Consider the following 25,267-nt stretch of genomic DNA (forward strand, 5'->3'; position numbering starts at 1 on the left):
GACTCCGAAGGACACACGATTGGGACCCGCCCGTCGTCATCCGGAGAATCGAGACATGCCGATCCACACCGCGCCGCAGCCGAACGCGATCGCCGAGCACGATGCCTGGCGCGACGAGCGTCGAGCCGCCGTGACCGCGCCGCTCGGCAACCTCGCCCTCGTCGAGACACGGTGGCTCCCGGAGGAGACGCCGGCCACCGTCGACGAGGCCGCAGCGGGCATCGCCGCCGAGCAGCCGAGCGGCGTCACGGTGACGACGCTCCGCCGCACCCACCTCGACACCGGCCAGAACGAGGTCGGCATCCGCCGATGGGACGCGAACGCACCCGCCATCCGCGCGTTCGACGGCATCGAGGTGTTCCCGTACGACCCCGCCTGGGTCCAGACGGCGCGGTTCACGCCGGTCGACGGCTCGCGGACCGTGCCCTTCGAGCACATCCGCGACAACGGCGGATCACGGGAGCTCGTCGTCCCCGGCGACATCGTGTTCACGCGGGACGGCGTCGAGTACACGATGAGCGCCTTCGACGACGGCGGCACGCTCCTCCTCGTGTTCGGCGACGCGACGAACGGCCGCGACGACGAGTCGGGCACCTACGGCGCCGGCCGGTTCCTGTTCGTGCAGCGGACCGACGACGGCGGCTTCGGTACGGCGGGCGAGGTCGTCCTCGACTTCAACCGCGCGTTCGTACCGCCCTGCGGCTTCTCCGTGCAGTACAACTGTCCGATGCCGCCGCCGCAGAACCGGTTCACCGGAGACGTCCTCGCCGGGGAACGGATCGTCCGGCTCCGCGAGGGCTTCGACCTCTACGCCGTCTGACCCCCAGCACCCCACAGCCTGCACCAGCATCATCACACCCACACCACAGGAGTATCCGTGAAGAGAACCATCGGGCTCGTCGCCCTGTCCGTCGCCGCCGCCGTCGCCCTCGCCGGCTGCGCCGGTGGTGGTGGCAGTTCGGCGACGGGCGACGACGCGACCATCGCCATCGGCTCGCTCTACGAGCCGCAGAACCTCAGCAACACCGGCGGCGGCGGCCAGGGCGTCACGGAGGCCTTCACCGGCAACGTGTACGAGGGCCTGTACCGCCTCACGGACGACGGCGAGGTCGAGCCGGTGCTCGCCGCCGACAGCACGGTGAGCGACGACGGCCTGACGTACACGTTCACCCTCAAGGACGGCGTCACCTTCCACTCCGGCGACCCGCTCACCTCGGCGGACGTGAAGTCGAGCATCGAAGCCGTGACCGCCGAGGACTCGCAGTCGGCGCGGAAGAGCAGCTTCGCGGTGATCTCCGACATCGCGACCCCCGACGACAAGACGGTCGTGATCACCCTCTCCGAGCGCTCCATCTCCTTCATCTACAACCTGAGCTACGTCTGGATCGTCAACGACGCGGCGAAGGACCTCAAGACCACCGAGGACGGCACGGGTCCGTACACGCTCGGCGACTGGAAGCGCGGCAGCACCCTGAGCCTCGAGCGCTGGGACGACTACTGGGGTGAGCCCGCTAAGAACGCGGAGGTGGTCTTCACCTACTTCACCGACGCGACCGCGCTCAGCAATGCGCTCGTCACGAAGCAGATCGACATCATCACGAGCGTGCAGAGCCCCGACCAGCTGAGCCAGTTCACCGACAACGCGGACTACGTCGTCTCCGACGGCGACTCCACGACGAAGGAGCTGCTCGCCTTCAACGACCGGGTCGCCCCGTTCGACCAGGCGCTCGTCCGCAAGGCCGTGTACTCCGCGATCGACACCAAGAAGCTGCTCTCGTCCATCTGGGGCGACTACGGCACGCTCATCGGATCGATGGTCCCGCCGACGGACCCCTGGTACGAGGACCTCACGCAGGTGAACCCGTACGACCCCGAGCTCGCCAAGCAGCAGCTCGCCGAAGCGGGCTTCGCCGACGGCTTCACCTTCACCCTCGACACCCCGAGCTACGACCCGCACCCGGCCGTCGCCGAGTTCCTCCAGAGCGAACTCGCGAAGGTCGGCATCACGGTCGAGATCAACACGATCAGCGCGGACGAGTGGTACTCGAAGGTGTTCAAGGAACGTGACTTCCAGGCGACCCTCCAGGAGCACGTGAACGACCGCGACGTCGTCTGGTACGGCAACCCGGACTTCTACTGGGGCTACGACAACCCCGAGGTGACCCAGTGGGTGTCGGAGGCCGAGCAGGCGACGACCACCGAGGAGCAGACGGCGAAGCTGAAGCTCGTCAACGAGCAGATCGCCGAGGACGCGGCGAGCGTGTGGCTCTACCTCTACCCGCAGATCGTCGTCGCCGCGAGCGACGTCTCGGGGTACGGCGTCAACGGCCTGAACTCGCAGTTCTTCGTGGCGGACATCGTCCGCAAGTAGTCGTCGCCCGGGCCGACCGGCACCGCCCGGTCGGCCCGGGCCTCGCTACGCTGAGGTCCACCATGCTCGCTTACCTGCTGCGCCGATCCGCGTTCCTCGTGGTGTCGTTCCTCGTCGCCATGACCGTGCTGTTCGTGCTGCTCCGGCTGCTGCCGGGCGACCCGTCGAACGCCCTGCTCTCGGTGAACGCCACGCAGGAGCAGATCGACGCGGCGCGCGAGCAGGTGGGAGCCGACCGGCCGCTCGGCGAGCAGTTCGCCGCCTGGTTCGGCGGCGTCCTCACCCTCGACCTCGGTTCCTCGTTCGTGAGCTCGCTCCCGGTCGGGCCCGAGATCGCGTCGCGCCTCCAGGTCACCGTGCCGCTGACGCTCCTCGCGTTCCTCCTCGCCGTGGTGCTCGCCCTCGTGGCCGGTGTCGTGTCCGCCCTCCGGGCCGACCGCTGGTACGGCATCGCGTTGTCCGGCCTCTCGCAGCTCGGGATCGCCGTTCCGGTGTTCTGGGTCGGCATCCTGCTCGTCAGCGTGTTCGCGGTGACGCTCCGCCTGTTCCCGTCCGGTGGCTTCCCGCGCGACGACTGGGCCGATCCTGCCGCGGCGCTCACGAGCCTCGCCCTCCCGGTCATCACCATCGCCATCGTCATGAGTGCGTCGATCACCCGATACGTCCGCTCCGCCACGCTCGACGTGGTCGGGAGCGACTATCTGCGCTCCGCACGGGCGCAGGGAGCCGGCTTCGGCGAGGCCCTGCTCCGACACGGCGCCCGGAACGCCGCGGTGCCCGTCGTGGCGATCCTCGGCATCGAGCTCGCCACCACCTTCCTCGGAGCCGTCGTGGTCGAGAGCGTCTTCAGCCTGCCCGGCCTCGGGTCGATGCTCCTGACGGCGATCCAGCAGCACGACTACCCGAACATCCAGGGCATCCTCCTCGTCTCGACCCTCGTCGTCCTCCTGACGGGCTTCGTCGCCGACATCGCGCAGCGGCTCATCGATCCGCGTCTGCGCACCTCGATCTCGGGGAACGGGCTCCGATGAGCGCCGTCGACGCCCAGACCGCGCTCGCCGACCGGCGCCCCGTGCGGCGCCGCGCCCGGTCCGCGACGCTGACCGTCGGACTCGTCCTCGTCGGCGTCATCGCCGTCCTGGCGGCCGTCTCGCTCGTGTGGTTGCCCTTCGCCCCCACGGACACCTCCGGCGGTCGCCTCGAGGGGCCGAGCGGCACCCACTGGCTCGGTACGGACAAGCTCGGTCGCGACCTCATGACCCAGCTCATGATCGGCGCGCGCATCGCGCTCGCGACCGGCGCCGGGGCCGTCGCGGTCGGGGCGGTCATCGGCATCGCCGTGGGACTCGCCGCGGCCTTCGCGTCGGCCTGGCTGGACGACACGATCTCCGCCGCGCTCGACGTCGTGATCGCCTTCCCGGTGCTCCTGCTCGCCATGCTCATCGTGGCCGCACAGGGCGCGTCACTCGGCACCGCGATCATCGCGATCGGACTCGCCATGTCGGCCATCGTGGCCCGCCTGACCCGCATCCTCACGAAGCGGGTCCTCAGCGAGCAGTACGTGGTGGCAGCCAGGACCGCCGGGACGAGCTGGGCCGGTGTCATCGGCCAGCACGTGCTCCCGAACATCTGGCCCACCCTGAGCGTGAACCTCGCGCTGCAGTTCGGCATCGCCGTCCTCGCCGAAGCGAGCCTGTCGTACCTCGGCCTCGGCGCGCCACCGCCGAACGCCTCCTGGGGACGCCTGCTGCAGGAGGCCCAAGCCACCGTCACGACGGCACCGATCGGTGCGATCGCTCCGGGTGTCGCCGTGGTGATGCTCGTGGTGGGCGTGAACTTCATCGCGGACGGCCTGCGGGACCTCGGCGATCCGACGAGGAGGCGCGGCGCATGAGTGATCTCCTCAACATCTCCGGCCTGACCATCACCCGGGGCATCCGGCGCGGTGCTCCCGACGGCGCTGACCGGCCGCTCCTCGACGGGCTGGACCTGACCATCGCCGCCGGGGGTCGCCTCGGCCTCATCGGCGGTTCCGGGTCTGGGAAGTCCTTGACCTCCCTCGCGGTGATCGGGCTGCTCGGCGACCAGCTGAGCGCGAGCGGCAGCGTCGAACTGGCCGGCACCCAGGTGATCGGTGCCCCGGACCGCGCGCTGCGGCCGCTCCGCGGTCGGGTGGCCGGACTCGTCTTCCAGGAGCCGCTGACCGCACTCGACCCGCTCATGCGGGTCGGCGCCCAGCTCGCCGAGCCCCTGCGTCGCCATCTGGGACTCCGGGGCGAACGGCTCAAGGAGGCCGTCGAAGCGGCCCTCGTCGAGGTGTCCCTCACCGACACCGCGCGCATCGCCGCCTCCTACCCCCATGAGCTGTCCGGCGGGCAGCGGCAGCGCATCGCGATCGCCATCGCGCTCGCCGGTCGCCCGCAGCTCCTCATCGCGGACGAGCCGACGACGGCCCTCGACGTGACCGTCCAGGCGGAGGTGCTCGCGCTCATCGACCGTCTCGTCCGGGAACGCGGCATGGCGCTCCTGTTCATCAGTCACGACCTCGCCGTCGTGTCGGCCATGGTCGACGAGGTGGTCGTGCTGAGCGAGGGTCGCGCCGTCGAGCGCGGCCCGGTGGCGCAGGTGCTGACGGCACCGAAGCACGAGGACACCCGTCGTCTGGTCGCCAGCGCACGCGCGCTCGACGACGCGCTGGAGGACCCACGATGACCGATGCACCGATCACGGCGACGCCGATCCTCGAGCTGGACGCGGTCGGTTTCCGATACCGCGGCGGTCAGGAGGCCCTGGACGACGTGTCGCTGGCCGTCGGCGCAGGAGAGGCCGTCGGGATCGTCGGTCAGTCCGGCGCCGGCAAGAGCACTCTCCTCCGGCTGCTGCTCGGCCTCGACCGGCCGACCACGGGCTCGGTCCGGTTCGACGGTGGCGCTCTGGACCCCCGCGACCGGACGCGGGTCCGTCGGTTCCGCGCATCGGTGCAGGCCGTCTTCCAGGATCCGTACTCCTCGCTGGATCCGCGGCAGCGCATCGGGCGCATCGTGGCCGAACCGTTGCGATCCCTCCGATTGGCGACCACCGAGCAGGCGACCGTCCGCGCGTCCGAGGCGCTCGAGGCGGTGGGACTGCCCGCCGACGCGGCGTCGCGGTTCCCGCACGAGTTCTCGGGCGGCCAGCGGCAGCGGATCGCCATCGCCCGCGCGATCGTCCCGAACCCCCGGCTCCTCCTCGCCGACGAGCCCGTCAGTGCCCTCGACATGAGCACCCGGATCCAGATCATCGAGCTCCTCGCCGAGCTGCGGGCCTCGAACGGTCTGGCGCTCGTCATGGTCTCGCACGACCTCGGCACGGTGGCAGCGCTGTGTGAACGCACGATGGTGCTCCGACACGGGCAGGTCGTCGAGGCCGGCGCCACCGCGCAGATCCTCCACGATCCCGCCGAGGCCTACACGAAGCAGCTCATCGCGGCGATCCCCCGCCTCCCGCGCTGAGTCGACGACGAGGCCGGACGACATCGGCCCGGCCGAGCCGGGAATACCGCACCGACGGACGGTGTTCGACTCCGAGTGGCCTCGGCCGCATCGACTCTCCACAGGAACAGGACCCGTGACGCAGGATTCAGCGCAGCCCGACGACCACGACGAGGACCAGCCTGGGGCCGAGCGTCCCTGGCTCAGCGACGAGGAGCGGGCGGCTCTCCGCAAGCCGCTTCCGGAGCGCGCGGTCGTCACGAGCCTCGCCTTCACCGGTCTCGTCGCGGCGTTCATGATGACGCTCGTCACCCCACTCGTGCCGTCGCTCCCGACGATCCTCGGCGTACACGCCTCCGACAGCATGTGGGTCGTGACGGCGACGCTCCTGTCGGCCGCGGTCGCGACCCCGATCGCCGGTCGGCTCGGCGACCTGTACGGTAAACGACGGATGGTGCTCGTCCTGCTCGGGATCATGATGGCCGGTTCGGTGCTCGCCGCCTTCTCGTCCACGATCGTCCCGCTCATCGTCGCCAGGGCCCTCCAGGGGATGGCGATGGGCGTGATCCCGCTCGGCATCAGCATCCTGCGCGACGTGCTCCACGCGAAGCGCCTCGGCCCCGCGGTCGCGCTTGTGAGTGCCACGCTCGGCATCGGTGGTGCCGTCGGTCTGCCGATCTCCGCGGTGATCTCGCAGTACCTGGACTGGCATGTGCTGTTCTGGGTCGCGGGTGCCCTCGGCCTCATCGGCTTCGTCCTCGTCGCGCGTTTCGTCCCGGTGAGCACCCTCCGGAGCGAAGGCGGTTTCGACTGGATCGGCGCGATCGGTCTCGCCGCCGGCCTCGTCCCCATCCTCCTCGCCGTCTCGAAGGGCAACGAGTGGGGTTGGACGAGCGTCGGGACCCTCAGCTGCTTGATCGGCGGCGTCGTCGTGCTCCTGCTCTGGGGATGGTTCGAGGTACGGTCCGCCAGTCCGCTCGTCGACCTGCGGATCGCCGCCAGACGGACGGTGCTCTTCACGAACCTCGCATCCATCACGGTCGGTTTCGCCTTCTTCGGCAGCACGGTCGTCCTCCCGGGCATCCTCGAGGCGCCGGTCGGCACCGGGGTCGGTCTCGGGCAGAACATGCTCATCGCGAGCCTCTGCCTCATGCCCAGCGGTCTCATCATGTGGGCGATGTCGCCGGTCGCCGCTCGACTGACGGCGGCCAAGGGCGCCCGGTTGAGCCTGCTGATCGGCATCGCGATCATCGCGGTCGGCTACGCGATCGCGATCGGACTCATGACCGAGGTCTGGCACACCGTGCTCACGGCCACCGCGGTCGGCTTCGGGGTGGGGTTCGCCTACGCAGCCATGCCGACGCTCATCATGGGTGCCGTCCCACCCAGCGAGACGGCGGCCTCCAACGGACTCAACTCCGTCATGCGGACGCTCGGTTCCACGATCGCGAGTGCGGTGATCGGCGCCATCCTGGCCTCACAGGTCGTCACCGACGGCGCTGTCACGACACCCAGTGCGGACGCCTTCCGCCTGAGCTTCGCGATCTGCGCTGCAGCAGCCGTCGTCGGACTCGTCTGCACGATCCTGCTGCCGCGGCACCTGGCCAAGGACACCCGCTCCAGCCTCCACGAGGGCTGACGGGCGATCAGCCCACGATCCCGAGTGCGAACGGGAGGACCGGGCCGGACCCGGCGCGGCGGAGCGCGCGACCGGCGACGGTGAGCGTCCACCGACTGTCGGCGCGGTCGTCGACGAGCAGGACCGGTGCGCCCTCCAACGCTGCGAGCTGCGCCCGGAGTTCGGATCCGACGGTGAAGGCGTCCCAGACGCCGGCCAGGCGGTAGGCGCTGTTGCCGCCCGGACCACCGCGCGGGCCGTCGCCGACGAGGTCGAGCTCCGCGAGGTAGGGCAGTCGCCCGAGCGACGCGATGCCCCTCGCCACGGAGTCGACGAGCTGCGGACGCGACCGTGACGGCACACTGACCACGGCGGCCGGTCGTTGCGCCCACGGCCAATCCGCCAGGACGCGGACGCTCGCGTCGATGACGGCACGGGAGGCGGGAGCATCGGGTGCGCCCGCGGCGAAGAGTTCACGGAGGACACCGCCCCAGCCGAGGTCGGTGAGCCGAGCGAGCGCGCGCCCGGGTTCGAGGCGGTCGTCGAGCGCGATGCGCCCCTTCACCGCTGCGCCGTCCGCGGTGACGCCGAGGCGGTCGGCTCCCGTGGGCCACTGCGCCCGCGGTTCGAGCTCGACGCCGACCCGACCGAGTGCCTCCGAAGCGGAGACGGCCGCGGCGCTGTCGAGTTCGGTGGGGAACCACGGCCCGGCGCACCGGTCGCATCGGCCACAGGGCACCGCGCTCGCGTCGTCGAGCTCACGTTGCAGCACGAGCATCCGGCACTCGTCGCCGCGCTCGTAGGCCAGCATCGCCTGTTGCTCCGCCACCCTGGCCTCGGCGATCCGCCGGTACCGCTCCCGGTCGTAGACCCACGGCTGGCCGGTCGACACCCATCCCCCGGCCACCCGCTGGACCGCGCCGTCGACGTCGAGCACCTTGAGGAGCAGTTCGAGGGGTGTGCGGCGCAGGTTGACGAGCGCCTCGAGCGCGGGCGTGGACCGCGGCTGGCTGTCGAGTGCGTCGAGGACCGCGGTGGCCCGCGCTTCGTCCGGCATCGACGCGGTCGCGAAGTACTGCCAGATCTCCTCGTCCTCCGCTCCGGGCAGGAGCAGGACGTCTGCGTGCTCGGTGGCGCGGCCGGCGCGACCGACCTGCTGGTAGTACGCGACCGGCGAGGACGGAGCGCCGAGATGTACGACGAACCCGAGGTCCGGTTTGTCGAACCCCATGCCGAGCGCGCTCGTCGCGACCAGCGCCTTCAGGCGGTTCTCCTTGAGGAGCCGCTCGGACTCTTCGCGTTCGTCGGGATCGGTCCGGCCCGTATAGGCCCGGACCTCGTGACCGGCCTCGCGCAGCAGCCGCGCGGTGTCCTCTGCGGCGGACACCGTGAGCGTGTAGATGATGCCGGACCCGGTGAGCCCGCCGAGGTGGCTGAGCAGCCAGGTGAGGCGGTCCCGTGACTCCGGCAGCCGGAGCACGCCGAGCCGGAGGGACGCCCTCGCGAGCGAGCCACGGATGGTGAGCACCTCGGCTCCGTGGGAGCCTGCGGCGCCGGGTGCGGTGAGCTGCTCGGCGATGTCGCGGACGACGCGTGCGTTGGCCGTCGCGGTGGTCGCCAGGACCGGGACCTCGGCCGGGAGGCGTCCGATCAGTTCGGCGAGCCGCCGGTAGTCGGGTCGGAAGTCGTGTCCCCAGTCGGAGATGCAGTGCGCCTCGTCCACCACCAGCATGCCCGTCCGGGCCACGAGGGTCGGGAGCTGTTCATCGCGGAAGCGTGGATTGTTGAGCCGCTCGGGTGACACGAGTAGGACGTCGACCTCGTCGGCCTCCAGGCGCGCCCGGACGTCGTCCCATTCGTGCGCGTTCGCCGAGTTGATCGCCACCGCGCGCACGCCGGCGCGCTCGGCGGCCGCCACCTGGTCGCGCATGAGCGCGAGCAACGGCGAGACCAACAGCGTCGGCCCGGCGCCCCGTCGGCGCAGAAGGGCGGTCGCGATGAAGTAGACGGCGGACTTGCCCCAACCGGTGCGCTGGACGACGAGCGCACGACGATGTTCGTCGACGAGCGCGAGGATCGCCTCGAGTTGACCGTCGTGGAACGTGGCCCCCGGAACGCCCGTGAGTGCGGCGAGCGCCGCCGTCGCCTCGGCGACCGATCCGGTGGGGGTCGGTTCGGGGTGGGCGGGGGTGGGCGCGCTGGGGTGGGACATGCGGCAAGTCTGTCAGGAGCTGCTGACGGTGGACTGCGCCGGCGTCTCGGAGGGGCGGTGTGCCGTCGGCTGGTCGGTTGTGGAGGAGCCGCTACCGACCGTCCGCAGCGGCGACGAGTTCGGCGATGACGAACTTGGTCTGCCCCATCATGCATTGCATGGCTCGCGCCGCGCGTTCCCGGTCGGGGTCGTTCTGCAGTTCGGCGAGGATGCCGGGCACGATCTGCCAGGACAGTCCCCAGCGGTCCTTGAGCCAGCCGCATTGGCTCGGGGCACCGCCGTCGGCGATCAGGGCGTCCCAGAGCCGGTCGATCTCGTCCTGGGTGTCGGCTCTGACGGAGAAGGAGAACGCCTCGGTGAATGAGAAGATGGGCCCGGCGTTCATCGCGCTGACGGGCAGTCCTTCGAGCTCGAACTCGACGACCATCGCCTGGCCCGCCGGCATGGGTCCGCCCTCCGGGTAGCGGCTCACCGAGGTGATCCGGGAGTCGGGGAACAGTGACACGTAGAAGGTCGCCGCCTCCTCGGCTTGCGAGTCGTACCAGAGGAACGGGGTGATGCGGTGCTCCATCATGTCGTGCTCCCTCTCAGCCCGGGCGTCGTCGCTCAGGCGCTCTTCTTGCGTTTCGTCGCGGTCGACGGCTTCGACGCCGCGGTCTTGGCGGTAGCGGTCTTCGCGCCACTCGTCTTGGCGGTGCCCGTCTTCGCGGTACCGGTCTTCGCCGAGCTGCTCGTCGCGGCGGGCTTGGCGGTGCCGGACCGTTTCGCTCCACTCGCCGTCTTCGCGCCGGTCGTGCCGCGCTGCCGTTCGATGCTGCGTTGCAGCACCTCCATGAGGTCGATCGGCTCGGCGCCCGTGTCGTCGTCGGGTTCGGGCTGCTCGCCGAAGGTGGCGGCGGTGTCGAGGGCGTCGCCCTGCTCGAGTTTCGCGTCGATGAGCTTCCGGAGTTGTGCCTGGTATTCGTCGACGAACGCGTCCGGGCGGAAGCGGGACGAGAAGGACTCGACGAGCGCCTCCGACATCTCGAGTTCCTTGGCGGAGATGCGGACGCGTTCCTCGAGGGCCGGGAACCGCACCTCGCGGACCTCGTCCTCCCAGAGCAGTGTCTGCAGGAGGATGACGTCCTCGCGCACCCGGAGGGCGCCGAGACGCGTCTTCTGGCGGAGGGCGAACCGCACGATGGCCGTGCGGTCGGTCTCCTCGAGCGTCCGCCGGAGGAGGACGTAGGCCTTGGACGAGGAGGAGTCCGGTTCGAGGAAGTAGCTGCGGTCGAACATGATCGGGTCGAGGTCGTCGCTCGGCACGAACTCGACGACCTCGATCTCGCGGCTGCGTTCCTCGGGGAGCGATGCCAGGTCGTCGGCGGTGAGGACCACCGTCTGCTCGCCGTCCTGGTACGCCTTGTCGATGTGGTCGTAGGTGACGACCTTGCCGCAGACCTCGCACTTGCGCTGATACCGGATGCGCCCGCCGTCGGCGTCGTGGACCTGGTGCAACGAGAGGTCGTGGTCCTCCGTGGCGCTGTACACCTTCACCGGGACGTTCACCAGGCCGAAGGTGACCGCACCCTTCCAGATCGCGCGCATGACCGCTCCCGTCCGCCGGCGGATCCGCCCGCGCTGTCGTGGTGACCAGTAGACACCCGGAACATCGTCAAGGGCTAGCCCTTGACGCCCGTGGGCGGCAGGCTGATCGCCATGGCGAGGACGAGCGGTGGCGGCGCGCAGACGCAGTGGGTCGACGTCGACGGACGCCGGATCCAGCTCACCCATCTCGACAAGGTGCTGTACCCCGAGACCGGCACGACGAAGGCCGAGGTCCTCGCCTACTACGCCGCGGTCGCCGAACACCTCCTCCCGCACCTGGCCGATCGGCCGGTGACCAGGAAACGCTGGGTGCACGGCGTCGGGACGGCTGCGTCGCCGGAGTCGGGGTTCTTCCAGAAGGACCTGGGCTCCTCGGCTCCCGACTGGGTCCAGCGGCTCCCCATCGAGCACAGCGATCACACGAACGAGTACCCGATCGTCGACGATCTCGCGACACTCACGTGGCTGGCGCAGCTGGGTGCGCTCGAGCTGCACGTGCCGCAGTGGCGGTTCGGCCGATCCGGCGAGCGCCGTCCGCCCGACCGTCTCGTCCTCGACCTCGATCCGGGTGAGGGGGTGTCCCTCTCCGAGTGCGCGGGGGTCGCGGGCCTGGCGCGGGCGGTGTTGGTGGACATGGGGTTGGATCCGGTTCCGCTCACGAGTGGGAGCAAGGGGATCCACCTGTACGCGGCGTTGGACGGTCGGCAGAGTTCCGAGGAGGTGTCGCTCGTGGCGCATGAGCTCGCGCGGGCGCTGGCCGCGGACGAGCCGGGCCTCGTGGTGAGCGAGATGTCGAAGCAGCGACGGACGGGGAAGGTCTTCGTCGACTGGAGTCAGAACAACGGGTCGAAGACGACGATCGCGCCGTTCTCGCTGCGGGGTCGGTCGCGGCCGACGGTGGCGGCTCCTCGCCGGTGGGAGGAGCTCGACGATCCGGGGCTGGCGCAGCTGGAGTTCCCTGCGGTGCTCGAGCGTCTGGCGGACGGTGAGGACCCGTTGCGGGTGCTCGGCGACCCGCGTCCGTCGATCACGATCCGCCCGTCGGAGCACGAGGACCGGCTGGTGGAGTACCGGCGGAAGCGGGATGCGGAGCGGACGCCCGAGCCCGTCCCGGACGGACCGCCGGCGCCTCCCACTGCCGGGACACCGCCCTCGTTCGTGATCCAGCGACACGAGGCCCGGAAACTCCATCATGACTTCCGACTCGAGCACGACGGCGTGCTGGTGTCGTGGGCCCTGCCGAAGGGGGTGCCGACGGATCCGAGCAGCAACCATCTGGCGGTGCGCACGGAGGACCACCCCATCGAGTACGGCAGTTTCGAGGGCACGATCCCCGCCGGGCAGTACGGGGCCGGTGAGGTGACCATCTGGGACGCGGGCACCTACGAGCTGGAGAAGTGGCGCGACGACGAGGTCATCGGGACCCTGCACGGCCGGGCGGGAGGCGCGCTCGGCGGGCCGATGCGGTTCGCACTCATCCGGACCGCGGGCGGGACGGGACGGGAGGCGCCGTCGTGGCTCATCCACCGGATGCGCGCCCCGGGTGACCCGCCGGCTCCGCCGGTCGCACGGCCTCGTGGGACCCCCACCCCCATGCTCGCGAGTGTCGCGACACCCGGCGAGCTGGTCGACGACGGTTCCTGGGCGTTCGAGATGAAGTGGGACGGCATCCGCGCGATCGCGAGCGTCGACGGCTCGACGGGGCGGGTGCGGTTGTCGAGCCGGAACGGCAAGGACCTCACGGGGGCGTACCCGGAGGTGGTCGAGGAGCTCGCGGCGTCGCTCGCCGGCCGTGCGGTCGTCCTCGACGGCGAGATCGTGGCGTCGGGACCTGACGGCCGTCCCGACTTCTCGCTGCTGCAGCGTCGGATGCAGCTCACCGCGGAGCGGGACGTCGAACGGGAGCGCCGTCGGACGCCGGTCCGGCTGCTGCTGTTCGACCTGCTCGCGCTGGACGACACGGATCGGACGGAGCTGCCGTACCGGGAGCGTCGCGAGCTGCTCGGGCGGACGATCGAATCCGGGACCGTCGTCCAGGTGCCACCGACGATCGACGGCTCGCTCGACGATGCGCTCGAGGTGAGTCGCGGGTTGCGGTTGGAGGGCGTGATGGCGAAGGAGCTCGACGGCCGCTACCGGCCGGGTCGACGCAGCAGCACCTGGGTCAAGTTCAAGCACGAACGCATGGAGGAGGTCGTCGTGGCCGGCTGGCGTCCCGGTCGGGGCGGGCGCTCGGGTGGGATCGGGTCACTCCTGCTCGGGGTGCCGGGCTCGGACGGACTGCTGCACTACGCGGGTCGGGTCGGAAGCGGTTTCAGCGACCGGGAGTTGGCGGCGACCGCGCTCCGCTTCGAACGGCTGGGTCGGGCGTCGACGACACTCGTGGGTGTCCCACCGGCCGATGCGGCCGACGCCAACTGGGTGGAACCGGTCCTCATCGGGGAGGTCCGCTTCAGCGAGTGGACACCGGACGGGCGGTTCAGGCATCCGGTCTGGCGCGGATGGCGCCCCGATCGGACGGTGGACGACCTCGAAGCGCCGGACCGCGGACGCTGAGCCCGCGCATCGACCGCGGACGTCCTGTCAGGACAAGCGGCCGGATTCGGCGAGGAGGGCGAGGACGGCCGAGACCCGCGGGTTGCTCGAGGTGTCGTGCTCGATCCCGAGCGCCGCGTAGATCGCCGTGAGGTGGTTCTGGACGGACTTCTCCGCGATCCCGAGCCTGGTCGCGATCCCCGTGTTCGAACGACCGGTCGCGAGCAGCTGCAGCACGGCGTACTGCCGATCGGTGAGCGACTCGAGACTCGACCCAGCTCTGGGCCGGGTCCGGTCGATGAGTTCGGGATCGAGCATCGTCTCGCCACGAGCGGAGACCCGGATGGCCTCGAGCAGGATCTCGCGCGTGAGTGACGAGGTCTTCGACAGGTAGCTCCACCCGTCGCGGACGTCGGCCGGCATCTCGAGCAGCATGTCCATGAGGTCGTAGGCGGACAGCAGGACGACACCGAGGCCGGGTTGCGCCCGGCGGAGGGAGACGCCGAGGCTCACCCCGTTGCCGTCGGGGAGCTCGATGTCCATGGTCAGCACGTCCACCGTTCCCGGGAGGAACAGCCTGCGGGCCTCGGCGACCGTACCGGCACGCCCGACGAACTCCACGCCTGGCGCCCCGTCGAGCAGCTCGGCGAGCATGCCGCCGAGCAGCGGTTGATCCTCGATCACGCCGACACGCAGCGGCCTGGTGGTCGCGGCGTCCGTCGTCGCACCACCGACCGTGGACAGCGCGGCGGGCGAGATATCGGAGTGCGACTGGTGGTGCATGTTCCGAGTATCCCGGATCGACCGGGGAACGACCGAGGGGGAAGCTCCCGAGCGACCGCACGTCGATGTCGGCGGTGGCGGGCACGGCAGGTCAGAATGGAGCCATGACCCAGGAGGCCCGGACCGCTCGCGCTGAGCGCTGGAGCGACAGCCGGGCGTTCATCACGGCAAGTGGCGCCATGGCCGCGGTCTTCGGGCTCGCGGTGTCCTTCCAGAGCGTCTACATCTACACCTGGGTCGCCCCGGGCGGGACGCGTGGCATGCTCGCCGAACGGGTCACCGCGAACCTCGTCTCGTTGAGCGCGGCGATCCTCGTGCTCGCACTCCTGCTGTGGTCGAGGTGGGGGCCGTCGCTCCACGAATGGTGGCGCCCCAAGGTGCTCGCGGGTGTCCTCCTCGTGGCGATGCTGACGGGGCTGCTGCGAAGCGGACTCCAGCTCCTGCTGGGCGTGTACCGCGACCCGAGCCTGCAGACGGTCCTCGTCGAAGCCGGGACGACGACGCTCGCCCTGGCGGTCTGCGCGACGTTCGGGTTCAGCCTCAGTGCCGCCCGGCGACGCGCCCGCGAGGAGGAGCGCGCGCACGCCGATCAGCGACACCGGGCCGACCTCGCCCTCCAGTCCCTGCAGGGTGAGGAGCTGCGGGTGAAGCGGGAGGTCGCGGAAGGCCTGCACGGCACCTTGCAGCAGCACCTCGTCCTGATCAGCGCCCAGCTCGCGTCCGTCACGACAGCACTCGAACAGGGCGGCCCGGACGTCGGGTCGGATGCGGCCAGGACCCTGCGATCGCTCGGCGAGGAACTCCGCACCGTGCGCGAGCGCGACGTGCGGGAACTCAGCCGGCTCCTGTCACCGCCGCTGCTCGAGGTCGGGATCGCCCCGAGCATCCGCGCGATCCTGCAACGGCTGCCCCCGTCGATCACCACCAGTCTCGACGTCTCTCCGGAGTTCCGGCTCCTCGACGACCCGATCGACAACGTCTTCACGACCGCGGAGCGCGCGGTCGTCGTCCGCACGCTCGAGGAGGGCGTGACGAACGCGCTGACCCACGGGGCGGCCGACCGACTCGTCGTGGACCTCCGGGTCTCGTCGCCCGCCACCGAGCGGCGAGGGACGATGGCGGGCGCCGTCGAGCTGCGCGTCGTCGACAACGGCTCCGGTCTCCGCGACGACGCCGAACCGTCCGGCGGCCTGCTGCAGCTGGATCGACGGGCCGGCGCCTTCGGCGGCTCCCTCAGGGTCGGCCCGGCACCCGACGACGAGACCGGCGGCACCGTCCTGACCCTGACGATGCCCTACCGCGCGCCGGCGATCCGCTGAGCCGGATCAGGCGGTCGAGGTCTCGGTCAGGAGTTCGCGGACGCGCGGGACGACCGCGGAACCGTACAGACCGATGCTGTCCATGAGGTGCTCGTGCGACAGCGAACCGTTGCTGATCTTCAGATCCACGCGGGACAGCCCCAAGCCGTCGACCGCGGTCGCGACCTTCCGTGCGACCGTCTCGGGCGAACCGACGAACAGCGCACCCTCCGGGCCGGCCTCCTGCTCGAAGTGCCCACGCGTCATCGGGCTCCAGCCCCGCTCGCGGCCGATCCGGTCCATCATCGCCCGGTAGTGCGGCCAGAGCTGCTCCTGCGCGAGCTCATCGGTCGCGGCGATGTGGGCCGGCGAGTGCATGCCGACGGGCTGGGTCGGCAGCTGGAACTGCGCGAGTGCGCGTTGGTAGAGGTCGACGAAGGGGGCGAACCGCAGCGGTCCACCGCCGATCACGGCCAGCATCATCGGCAGGCCGTACCGAGCGGTCCGCACGACCGACTCGGGGCTTCCGCCGACACCGACCCACGTCTTCAGCTTCCCGTGCTCCACCCGGGGGTAGACCGACTGCTCCCGGAGCGGCGCGCGCGTCTTGCCCGACCAGGTGACCGGTTCCTGCTCGAGGAGGGCGACGAACAGCTCGAGCTTCTCCTCGAAGAGCTCCTCGTACTGTGAGAGCTCGTACCCGAAGAGCGGGAACGACTCGGTGAAGGATCCGCGGCCCAGGATGGCCTCGGCCCGCCCTCCGGAGATGCCGTCGAGCGTCGCGAACCGCTGGTAGACCCGCACCGGGTCGTCGGAGCTCAGCACCGTGACCGCGGATCCGAGATGGATGCGCTCGGTGCGGGCCGCGATCGCCGCCAGCACGACCTCGGGTGACGAGACCGCGAAGTCCTCACGGTGGTGCTCCCCCACGCCGATGAAGTCGAGGCCGACCGCCTCGGCGTGGACGCCCTGCTCCACGACGTTGCGCAGGACCTGCGCCTGGGACAGTGGCGCGCCGTCGGCGTCGACCGTGACGTCACCGAAGGTGTCGATGCCGAACTCGAGGGGTGTGGTCATGGGGTTCTCCAACGTCGTGTGGCTCGCCGCGAGCTGTCACGGCGATTGTATGTGTTTGCATACATATCGGTGAACCCCGTCACTCCGACGGGTATTCCCGATCCACCCAGGGTGGCAGAACCGGACGCCGGCTGGGAGCACCCTCTCAGCCGTCCCTGGCAAGCTGGAAGACCTGCACCCCGAGCCTTGGAGCCCCTGTGTCGCCGCGCCGCCTCTTCCGCCTGATCGCGATCGCCGAGGCGATCACCTGGACCCTGCTCATCATCGGGATGATCCTCAAGTACGTCACGAAGACGACCGACCTCGGCGTGAGCATCGGTGGCGCGCTGCACGGCTTCGTGTTCCTCGTGTACGGCGCGACGGTCCTGCTCATCGGGATCAACCAGCGCTGGCCCATCGGCACGATCCTCGTGGGCCTCGTGAGCGCCGTCGTCCCGTACGCGACCATCCCCTTCGACCTCTGGGCGGACCGCACCGGCCGACTCGACGGGACGTGGCGCCGTGAGGCGGGCGCCGACCCGCGCGACCAGCGCGTGCTCGACCGCCTGACGCGCTGGCTCGTCCGACACCCGATCCTGCTCGTGGTCGCCGGCGGCCTCGTGGTCGTCGCCGTCTTCACGGTCCTGCTCGTCGTCGGGCCGCCGGTCCCGAAGGGCTGATCGTCAGGATCCCTGCGGACCGCTGAAGCCCACCCCTACCCTCAGCCGAGCAGCTCGACCAGATCCCGCGTGATCTCGGAGCGGGCCTCGTCGCTGGAGATCGTCGCCGAACCGTCACCGGGCTGCACCCCGTAGTCACCGAAGCTCGCGTGGTTCGCCCCGTCGATCTCGATCATCGTCGCGTCAGCGGGCAGCCGGACGCGCGCGTCGGCGACCTTCTCCGGGGTACTCAGTCCGTCGTCGCTCCCCGCGAGGCTCAGCACCTCGAGGGACGAGCCGGAGAGGTCGTTCGCGCAGTAACTCCCGAACAGGACGAGGCCCGTCACCGCGGGATCCTCCGCGAGCTGGCAGGCGCGCACCCCACCGAGTGAGTGGCCACCGACGAACCAGGTGTCGACGCCCGGGGCGGCGGCGGTGAACGTCTCCAGCGGCCGTTGGTCGAAGAACGCCAGGTTGAGCGTCGGCTTCGTGATGACCACGGTCACGCCTGCCTCCTCGACGACGCCGGACAGCTTGTACAGGTAGGCGTACGGGTCGACCTTCGCGCCGGGGATGAAGACGAGACCGGTACCGGAGACCGGGCGCTCGGCGTCTGCGGTCGGGGCGAGGATCACGGCGTCGCCGACGTCGGTGACGGAGACCGCCGGATTCTCCCACACCGTGAGTGCGGCGGGACGGGTGCCCTGCATGACGATCTGGGTCCAGACGACGAACCCGAGGACGACGACGAGCACCGCGCAAAGAACTCCGATGAGGATCGACTTCAGCCGCCCCGCCCGCCGTGGTCGGCCAGGGTGCTCGGTCACATCGCTCATGTCGTTCCTCCACGCTCGGCGCCCCGCGAGGATCACGGCGGACCGGCTCCCTCCAGTATCCCAAACCCGGCCCGGCGCGCGTCGGTCGCGAGGCACGCTGCTGCCGGCTGGGCGCCCGGGTCCCGGTCGCGCTGTCAGGCGATCGGCCTATGCTCGACGGGTGACCACCACTCGCACGAAGCACCCCACCGGGCCGTCGATGACGATCGGCCTCATCACGCACCCCACGAAGAACATCGACGACTCCGTCCGCATCCTCCGCTCATGGCAGCTCGAACACGGCGCGCGCCTCGTCGGACTCCGCGCGGAGGCCAACCGGCTCGGCGACGACGTCGAACTGCTCGACGAGGACGCCTTCGCGTCGTCGGTCGACGTCGCCGTGGCGATGGGCGGCGACGGCACGATGCTCGGGGCGATGCGGCTGCTCGCCGGCCGATCCGCACCGGTGCTCGGCGTCAACTACGGCAACGTCGGCTTCCTCGTCGAGGTCGAGCCGGCCGCACTCGCGGAGGCGCTCCAACGGGTCAGCGACAACGAGTTCTCCCTCGAACCGCACCACGGCCTCGAGGTGACGATCACCACCGGCGAGCAGGTCGCCCATCTCCTCGCCTTCAACGACGTCTCCATCGCCCGGCGCCCGGGAACCGGCGTGGTCATGGCCGACCTCGCCGTGGACGGCACCGCCTACGGGTACTTCAAAGCCGATGCGATCGTGATCGCCACCCCGACCGGATCGACGGCCTACAACTACGCGGCAGGCGGGCCGGTGCTCTCCCCCGCCGTCGCCGCCACCGTCGTGACGCCGGTCGCCCCGATGTCGGGCATCGACCGCTCGTTCATCCTCGGGCCGGCGGAGCGCCTGCAGTTCTCGATCGGGACGGCGACCAAGCAGGCCGCCGTCGAGATCGACGGCCAGGTCCTCGCCGATGTCGCGAGCGGCGCGGTCGTGACCGTCCGGCTCGTGCGCGACGCAGCCAACGTCGTGCGACTCGACCCGAGCCGGCACTCGCGCAAGGGCCGGATGAAACTCAGCCTGCTCGACCTCCCGTTGCGTCGTGATCAGCTGCTCGACCTCGTTCCACCGGACATCCGCGCGCGCGTCGAGCGTCCGTCGCGGGTCCGCCGGACGCGCAGCAAGCCGGCCGACCCCTCGCACTGAGTCCCGCGCCCGCCCGCAGCGCGGCGCCGGCGCCGGCGCGGGGCGGGCGTCACGACGTCGGCAGGACGACCCCGATCGGTTCGCGCTTCTCCGCCTGGAAGCGGTCCTCCGTGCGTCCGTAGGCCCAGTACCCGGACAGTGAGAGCTGACTGCGGTCGAGCCCGCGCTGGGTGAGGAACACCTCACGCAGTGCCTTCATCGACTCCCGCTCGCCATGGGCGAAGACCTGCACGCGTCCGTCGGGCCACGGGTGTCCGGTGATGGCGGTCGCGAGGAGCGCGGCCGTCGATTCGTCGCGGGCCGCACGGCCGACCCAGATGAGCTGCACCCCGGCCGGGTGGTCGAGCTCGACGAGGTCGTCCCGCCCACCGATCTCGAGGAACGCGAGCCCCTTCGCGTCCGCCGGGAGTGCCTCGAGGGCGGCGGCGATCGCGGGGATCGCCGACTCGTCGCCCGCGAAGAGGTGCCAGTCGGCGGTCGGGTCGGGCCGGTAGGCACCGCCGGGGCCGGCGAGCACGACGCGGTCTCCCGGCTGAGCGGCAGCGGCCCACGGGCCGGCGATCCCCTCATCGCCGTGCACCACGAAGTCGATGTCGATGGTGCCCGCCGACTGATCCACGCGTCGCACCGTGTAGGTGCGGGTGACCGGGAGGTCGGCGGGTGCCAGCGTCTCGCGGAGTGCCGCGATGTCGTACGGCGGCTCGAGGCCGAGTTCAGGCTTGGCGAAGGAGATCTTCACGTAGCTGTCGGTGGCGTCCTTGGGCTGGAAGTCGGCGAAGCCGGGACCGCCGAGGGTGAGGCGCACGAGGTGCGGTGTGACCCAGGAACTGCGGACCACCTCGAGGATGATCTGTGGACGTGGGGCTCGAGGTCGCGGTGTCGTCGTCATGATTGTCTCCATTCTGCCGCCCATCGGACGGTCTCGGCATCCCCGATCCCGCTGTCATACTTGAGGGATGGCTACGACCGCAGGCTGGTACCCGCACCCCGACGACCCGACGAAGGAACTCCACTTCGACGGCGAGACCTGGGGCGACTCGAGGGTGCTGCGGTTCCAGCGGGACAAGCCGTCGCAGGCCGACGCCGCGGGCTGGTACCCGCACCCGACCGACGAGGAACGCCAGGTCCACTTCGACGGACGGACGTGGACGGACACGCGGGTGTTGCAGCTCAGCGGCGTCGCTTCCGGTGACGGTGGGCAGGCCCCGGTCTACGTGTCACCCGCCGAATTGCCGGCACCGGAACGCGAGAGCCGTGCCTGGACGATCACCAAGGCCGCCCTGTCGTTCGGTCCCATCATCGCCATCGCGGTCGTCGGCGTGCTGGCGATCGTGAGCGGCAACACCGCGGGCTGAGGCACCCTCCACGACGACGAAGAGCGCCCCGCCGAACCGGCGGGGCGCTCCTCGTGTACATGGGTCCTACTTGGCTGCGACGGCCTCGGGGGTCGCGATCGACGAGGCGAGCACCTCGTCGAGGCCCGCGGACGCCTCTTCGTCGGTCATCGACTGCGCGAGCGCGAGTTCAGAGACGAGCACCTGGCGCGCCTTCTGGAGCATGCGCTTCTCGCCTGCCGACACGCCGCTGTCCTGGTCGCGACGCCACAGGTCGCGGACAACCTCGCCGACGCGGTGGACGTTGCCACTGGCCATCTTCTCCTGGTTGGCCTTGTATCGACGCGACCAGTTGCCGGGCTCCTCGACGAACGGCTCGCGGAGCACGCCGTAGACGGCCTGGACGCCGTCGTGGTCGATGACGTCGCGCACACCGACGAGGTCGGCGTTCGCGATCGGCAGCTTGATGGTGAGCTCGGACGTGTGCACGCGAAGCGTCATGACGTCCTGCTCGACACCCTTGATCGTCACCTTCGACAACTCGGTGATGGTGACCGCTCCGTGGTGCGGGTAGACCAGGGTCTCTCCAACGATGAACTGCATGGTTCCTCTTCTCTTCTCAGGTCGTCACCGGTACTCGCGCACCGGCGTCGTCGTGCTCCGGCGGTTCAGCGGCCGGATGGTTCGGGGATCGGTGGTGGCGGTGACGCGCCGACGGGTCGTTCGTCGAGCAGCCAGGCGGGCAGCAGGGCGACCAGGGCTTCGACCAGTTCGTCGTCCGAGACGTCGATGCGTCCGCGGCGCCAGCCGTCGACGAGGGAGAGCGTGCCACCGGCGACATAGGCGGAGACCAGACCCGCCGGGATGCCGGCCGGGACCTCGGTGCGCTCGAGCAGCGATCCGATGAGGTGGTCGGCGTGCTCGCCGACGAGGTCGTCGAACGCGCTGCGGGCGACGGGGAGCTCGAGCACGCTCGAGTAGAGCGGTGCGTCTTCGAGGAGCTGGGCGACGAGGCGTCGGTAGGCTTCGCGAGCGCGCTCGGCGCTGCCCAGCGACTCCCCCGCGGGACGCACCGAGACACCGGACGCGGCAAGGCCGGCGAACTGCACCCGCAGGTAGGCCGCGGTGAGGTCGTCGAGGCTGGAGAAGTGGGCGTAGAACGAGCTTCGGCTGATGCCGGCGACGCGGACGATGTCGCCGACGGACACGCGTTCCGGCCGGCCGGCGAGAATGGTGGCGACGGCGTCGAAGATCGTCTGCCTGGTGCGCTCGGCACGTGGGTCGCCCGTCACTCGGAGGACGGGAGCGAAGCGCTCGACGCGCGACGGCGGAGCGGGACGTTCAGTGGTGGACTGCTCGACACCGAGGGCGGGAACTCCTGATGTGCGAGGCATTCCCACCAGTGTACCACGACTTCTCGGACAGCTGTCCGAGACAGCAGCTGTCGGCTTCGAGCGGGTCACGCCTGCAGCCAGGTCCATCCGAGCACACCTCTCCCCCACGAGCCGAGGCAGCGCGACCCGAGTGCCCTTCGACAGGCTCAGGAACCGGAAATGGCGCGGGCGTACGTTCTCACGGTCACCGAGCTTGTCGAAGTGCCCACGAGGACTCCTCGTCGTTCCGGGCGCACCTTTCCCGCTCACTGAGCTTGTCGAAGTGCCCACGAGGAACCCTTCGACAGACTCGGGAACCGGAAATGGCGCGGGCGTACGTTCTCACGGTCACTGAGCTTGTCGAAGTGCCCACGAGCAACCCTTCGTCACGTCGACAAGCTCAGGGCGGCGCAACTCAGGGACCGGCGGGGGTCAGAACGGTGCGGGGTCCGGTTCCGTCCGGTGGCGTTTGCCGTCAGGTGTCGTCCAGTCGAGTACCCCGCCCGGCCGATGGTCGAGGTTCCACCCGGGGAGGTGCTTCATCCGGTGGTGATGTCGGCAGAGACAGGCGAGATTGCCGACATCTGTTGTGCCGCCGTCGTCCCACGCGACCGAATGGTCGAGGTCGCAGGCCCGGGCGCGCCTCCCGCAACCGGGTGCCCGACAGGTGCCGTCCCGAAGCCGCACCGCCCGTTGGAGGTCAGCTGGAACCCGGTACTGATTCCGCCCAACCGACAAGACCGCGCCGGTTTCCGGCTGGACCAGGATCCGGGTGAAGCTCGGTGCATTGACCGCGATACGTGCTGCGGTCTCCGGGTCGATCGGGCCGTACCCGTCGAGGGTGGCCGGGGCGTCGCTGACGCCGGCCATGGTGAGCGCCGGCACCGTGATCTGCACCGTCGGCTTGATGTGCTCCTGCACCTCGATCGGATGCGGAAGCACCGGGCTCGACATCACGTCCTCGGGCGTGACGCCGGTGAGCGCGAGCGCCGCGAGGGCGTCCGCCTGCAGCTGGGCGCAGGTGCGGGTGTCACCCGCTGAGCGGGATTCGGTGGCGGCCGCCTCGACGCGCTCGATGATGCCCTGCGCGATTGGTGCCGTCGTGAACAGGTGCACCCACGCCATACCGTCCGCCGCGGGCTCGAACTCCACCCGACGGTCCGCTTCCGACCGGACCGCTCGAGCCGTGATCGACTCGGGGTGGAGGCGCTCCCGCAGGACGCGAGCGCGTTGCCGGAGGTACGAGACGGTCGCACCTTCGGCGACCGGCAGCACCTGCTCGAGGAACACCGCCCGCCCAGCAGCAGGGACGTCGCAGAGCCGGTCGGTGATCACCTGCGCATGTCGGGCCGAGATGCGGCCGGCCTCCAGTGACGCGAGCACGGTCGGTGCGTCGTTCATGAGGCGTTCGGCGTCGTTGGTCGCACGCTGGATCGTCCGCTCCGGCGTCCGGGTCGCCATCGCGAGGGCCGCACACGTCGACCGGCGGGAGAGCTCCCGACGCTCGGCCGGCGGGAAGATGGCCGGGACCGTGGCGTCGGCGAACGCGTCGGCATAGGCGGCGGAACGGGCGAGCAGGCGCGCCTTGCGTGCGTCCAACGTGGCCTGCTGCCGGTGGATCTCAGTCCACTCGTCCGAGAACTCCGCCAGCTGCGCGGCGCACTCGTCGCTCGCGCGGATCGCGGTGATGGTGGTCTCGGTCATGGAACAAGTCCATCATGGACCACTGACATTCCAGATGCTGAGTCGTGACGGTTGGGGAAGTTCCTCGTGCGCCCTTCGACAAGCTCAGGGACCGAAAGAGGTTACTCAGGGACCGAAAGAGGTTACTCAGGGACCGGCAGAGGTTACTCAGGGACCGGGAGAAGATCACCGGAGCCGGAGGTCCATCGTGTGCCCTTCGACAAGCTCAGGGACCGGGAAGGGTTGCTCAGGGACCGGAAGGGGTTACTCAGGGACCGGGAGGCGTTGCTCGGAGTCGCTGTGGCGCTCAGGGGGCGGAAGAGGCTACCGGAGGATCTCCACGAGCAGCACCCATGCACCGACCACGGAGCCGATGAACACGAGGATGAAGCCGGCAGCCAGCCAGCCGAGACCGACCGACGAACCGAGGACGAGCAACACGCCGCCGATCGCGAACGGGACCACCTGCAACACCGGCACCGCAGCCTTGAGGGCGCGCGGTCCATGCCCGGCATCCTGGTGGCGGAGGATCCTGACCGCGGCGTCGATCGCGAACCCCAGGGCGAGGCCGGTCAGGATCAGGACCTCGACACCGTACAGGACATCGGCCTGACCGGGGATGAGACCTGCTGCAGCCACGACGACGATCAACACCAGGGAGCTGATCGTCGCCGCCGCCCGCGCCGGCATGGCCGGGATCTCGATGATCTTGGCGATGTTCACGGACATCGCGACGATGATGAGTCCGGCGAGCGCCGCCGCAGCGCCCGCCGTCGCCACGAAGAAGTCGTTCCACGCTTCAGCCATCGCTGCTCCTCGGGAAGCCGATGTCGTCTCGCGACACCACCGCCGTCATGCTCACGTCACCCCTCTGCCGGGGCGGCGATGTTCACCAGCCAGGTGATCCCGAAGCGGTCCTGCACCATGCCGAAGGAGTCGCCCCAGGGGGCCACGCTCAGCGGCTGCTGGACGGTGCCGCCATCCGAGAGCCGCTCGAAGTACTCGCGCAGTTGGGTCTCGTCGGTGTCCGACCCGCTCAGCGACATCGAGAAGTTGCTGCCCTCGCGGTAGTCCATGTGCTTCGGCGTGTCCGATCCCATGAAGACGACCCCGGCATCGCCGGTCAGCTGGGAGTGCATCACCAGATCGACCTCGTCCGGCTCGACCGCGGCGCCGAAGTCGCCGAACGTCGACACCGTCAGTTCGCCACCGAAGACCCCCTGATAGAACTCCATCGCTTCACGGGCTGTCCCGCGGAAGCCGAGGTACGGGTTGAGCGTCGTCATGATCGTC

General features: G+C 70.2%; 24 protein-coding genes. 12 read left to right on the forward strand and 12 right to left on the reverse strand.

Annotation, left to right across the window (positions count from 1 at the left end; genetic code table 11):
* Positions 1-55 precede the first annotated feature (55 nt).
* From ITJ66_RS12035 to ITJ66_RS12065, 7 genes are all read left to right on the forward strand, one after another.
* On the forward strand, positions 56-820 hold the full coding sequence (locus ITJ66_RS12035) for a DUF1684 domain-containing protein (RefSeq protein WP_194644659.1): 765 nt from the start codon (positions 56-58) through the stop codon (positions 818-820).
* Positions 821-877: 57 nt separating this feature from the next.
* Positions 878-2,371, forward strand: coding sequence for an ABC transporter substrate-binding protein (locus ITJ66_RS12040; protein WP_193555812.1), 1,494 nt, complete (start codon positions 878-880; stop codon positions 2,369-2,371).
* Positions 2,372-2,433: 62 nt separating this feature from the next.
* Positions 2,434-3,402 (forward strand): ABC transporter permease, encoded by a 969-nt coding sequence (locus ITJ66_RS12045; RefSeq protein WP_079706032.1) that lies wholly within the window; start codon positions 2,434-2,436, stop codon positions 3,400-3,402.
* Positions 3,399-4,265 (forward strand): ABC transporter permease, encoded by an 867-nt coding sequence (locus ITJ66_RS12050; protein ID WP_137241603.1) that lies wholly within the window; start codon positions 3,399-3,401, stop codon positions 4,263-4,265. The genes ITJ66_RS12045 and ITJ66_RS12050 overlap by 4 nt, the downstream gene beginning before the upstream one ends.
* Positions 4,262-5,083 (forward strand): ABC transporter ATP-binding protein, encoded by an 822-nt coding sequence (locus ITJ66_RS12055; RefSeq protein WP_194644660.1) that lies wholly within the window; start codon positions 4,262-4,264, stop codon positions 5,081-5,083. The genes ITJ66_RS12050 and ITJ66_RS12055 overlap by 4 nt, the downstream gene beginning before the upstream one ends.
* Entirely contained in the window at positions 5,080-5,862 is a 783-nt protein-coding gene (locus tag ITJ66_RS12060; RefSeq protein WP_194644661.1) for an ABC transporter ATP-binding protein, read from the forward strand. Before ITJ66_RS12055 ends, ITJ66_RS12060 begins: the two co-directional genes overlap by 4 nt.
* Before the next feature lie 115 nt (positions 5,863-5,977).
* The gene (locus ITJ66_RS12065; RefSeq protein WP_370582632.1) at positions 5,978-7,480 is read left to right on the forward strand and encodes an MFS transporter; all 1,503 of its coding nucleotides are present in this window, start codon (positions 5,978-5,980) and stop codon (positions 7,478-7,480) included.
* A 7-nt stretch (positions 7,481-7,487) separates the two neighbouring features.
* Here ITJ66_RS12065 and ITJ66_RS12070 read toward each other — a convergent pair whose 3' ends face one another.
* From ITJ66_RS12070 to ITJ66_RS12080, 3 genes are all read right to left on the reverse strand, one after another.
* Positions 7,488-9,671 (reverse strand): ATP-dependent DNA helicase RecQ, encoded by a 2,184-nt coding sequence (locus ITJ66_RS12070; protein WP_137241600.1) that lies wholly within the window; start codon positions 9,669-9,671, stop codon positions 7,488-7,490.
* A 91-nt stretch (positions 9,672-9,762) separates the two neighbouring features.
* The gene (locus ITJ66_RS12075) at positions 9,763-10,245 is read right to left on the reverse strand and encodes a VOC family protein (protein ID WP_370582633.1); all 483 of its coding nucleotides are present in this window, start codon (positions 10,243-10,245) and stop codon (positions 9,763-9,765) included.
* Between the two features lie 32 nt (positions 10,246-10,277).
* Positions 10,278-11,258, reverse strand: a complete 981-nt coding sequence (locus tag ITJ66_RS12080; RefSeq protein WP_194600471.1) for a Ku protein — start codon at positions 11,256-11,258, stop codon at positions 10,278-10,280.
* A gap of 111 nt (positions 11,259-11,369) precedes the next feature.
* Between ITJ66_RS12080 and ITJ66_RS12085 the strand changes: the two genes are divergently transcribed.
* Complete coding sequence (locus ITJ66_RS12085) at positions 11,370-13,814, forward strand: ATP-dependent DNA ligase (protein ID WP_194644662.1); 2,445 nt, start codon at positions 11,370-11,372, stop codon at positions 13,812-13,814.
* Between the two features lie 27 nt (positions 13,815-13,841).
* Here the strand turns inward: ITJ66_RS12085 and ITJ66_RS12090 are convergent, their stop codons facing one another.
* Positions 13,842-14,576 (reverse strand): response regulator transcription factor, encoded by a 735-nt coding sequence (locus tag ITJ66_RS12090; protein WP_194644663.1) that lies wholly within the window; start codon positions 14,574-14,576, stop codon positions 13,842-13,844.
* A gap of 104 nt (positions 14,577-14,680) precedes the next feature.
* Here ITJ66_RS12090 and ITJ66_RS12095 point away from each other — a divergent pair, with 104 nt between their 5' ends.
* On the forward strand, positions 14,681-15,895 hold the full coding sequence (locus ITJ66_RS12095; protein ID WP_194644664.1) for a sensor histidine kinase: 1,215 nt from the start codon (positions 14,681-14,683) through the stop codon (positions 15,893-15,895).
* Between the two features lie 6 nt (positions 15,896-15,901).
* Here ITJ66_RS12095 and ITJ66_RS12100 read toward each other — a convergent pair whose 3' ends face one another.
* Entirely contained in the window at positions 15,902-16,951 is a 1,050-nt protein-coding gene (locus tag ITJ66_RS12100; protein ID WP_194644665.1) for an LLM class flavin-dependent oxidoreductase, read from the reverse strand.
* A 197-nt stretch (positions 16,952-17,148) separates the two neighbouring features.
* On the opposite strand from ITJ66_RS12100, the gene ITJ66_RS12105 reads away from it, so the two are divergent.
* Complete coding sequence (locus ITJ66_RS12105; protein WP_194644666.1) at positions 17,149-17,610, forward strand: DUF3817 domain-containing protein; 462 nt, start codon at positions 17,149-17,151, stop codon at positions 17,608-17,610.
* Between the two features lie 41 nt (positions 17,611-17,651).
* Here the strand turns inward: ITJ66_RS12105 and ITJ66_RS12110 are convergent, their stop codons facing one another.
* Positions 17,652-18,425 (reverse strand): alpha/beta hydrolase, encoded by a 774-nt coding sequence (locus ITJ66_RS12110; protein WP_194644667.1) that lies wholly within the window; start codon positions 18,423-18,425, stop codon positions 17,652-17,654.
* Between the two features lie 160 nt (positions 18,426-18,585).
* On the opposite strand from ITJ66_RS12110, the gene ITJ66_RS12115 reads away from it, so the two are divergent.
* A complete protein-coding gene (locus ITJ66_RS12115) occupies positions 18,586-19,584 on the forward strand; it encodes an NAD(+)/NADH kinase (protein WP_236555474.1) in 999 nt (332 codons plus the stop codon).
* A 49-nt stretch (positions 19,585-19,633) separates the two neighbouring features.
* Here ITJ66_RS12115 and ITJ66_RS12120 read toward each other — a convergent pair whose 3' ends face one another.
* A complete protein-coding gene (locus ITJ66_RS12120; RefSeq protein ID WP_194644668.1) occupies positions 19,634-20,473 on the reverse strand; it encodes a siderophore-interacting protein in 840 nt (279 codons plus the stop codon).
* A 67-nt stretch (positions 20,474-20,540) separates the two neighbouring features.
* On the opposite strand from ITJ66_RS12120, the gene ITJ66_RS12125 reads away from it, so the two are divergent.
* Complete coding sequence (locus ITJ66_RS12125) at positions 20,541-20,939, forward strand: hypothetical protein (RefSeq protein ID WP_194644669.1); 399 nt, start codon at positions 20,541-20,543, stop codon at positions 20,937-20,939.
* Between the two features lie 66 nt (positions 20,940-21,005).
* Here ITJ66_RS12125 and ITJ66_RS12130 read toward each other — a convergent pair whose 3' ends face one another.
* From ITJ66_RS12130 to ITJ66_RS12150, 5 genes are all read right to left on the reverse strand, one after another.
* Positions 21,006-21,521, reverse strand: a complete 516-nt coding sequence (locus ITJ66_RS12130; protein ID WP_064296128.1) for a CarD family transcriptional regulator — start codon at positions 21,519-21,521, stop codon at positions 21,006-21,008.
* Between the two features lie 65 nt (positions 21,522-21,586).
* On the reverse strand, positions 21,587-22,312 hold the full coding sequence (locus tag ITJ66_RS12135; protein WP_194644670.1) for a TetR/AcrR family transcriptional regulator: 726 nt from the start codon (positions 22,310-22,312) through the stop codon (positions 21,587-21,589).
* A 411-nt stretch (positions 22,313-22,723) separates the two neighbouring features.
* Positions 22,724-23,995, reverse strand: coding sequence for an HNH endonuclease signature motif containing protein (locus ITJ66_RS12140; RefSeq protein WP_194644671.1), 1,272 nt, complete (start codon positions 23,993-23,995; stop codon positions 22,724-22,726).
* Between the two features lie 303 nt (positions 23,996-24,298).
* Positions 24,299-24,781: a hypothetical protein gene (locus ITJ66_RS12145; RefSeq protein WP_194644672.1), complete on the reverse strand. Its 483-nt coding sequence runs from the start codon at positions 24,779-24,781 to the stop codon at positions 24,299-24,301.
* 56 nt (positions 24,782-24,837) lie between these two features.
* On the reverse strand, positions 24,838-25,263 hold the full coding sequence (locus tag ITJ66_RS12150) for a VOC family protein (protein WP_194644843.1): 426 nt from the start codon (positions 25,261-25,263) through the stop codon (positions 24,838-24,840).
* Positions 25,264-25,267 lie beyond the last annotated feature (4 nt).

It is taken from the genome of Plantibacter sp. VKM Ac-2885, assembly GCF_015351205.1.
GTDB classification, from domain to species: Bacteria; Actinomycetota; Actinomycetes; order Actinomycetales; family Microbacteriaceae; genus Plantibacter; species Plantibacter auratus.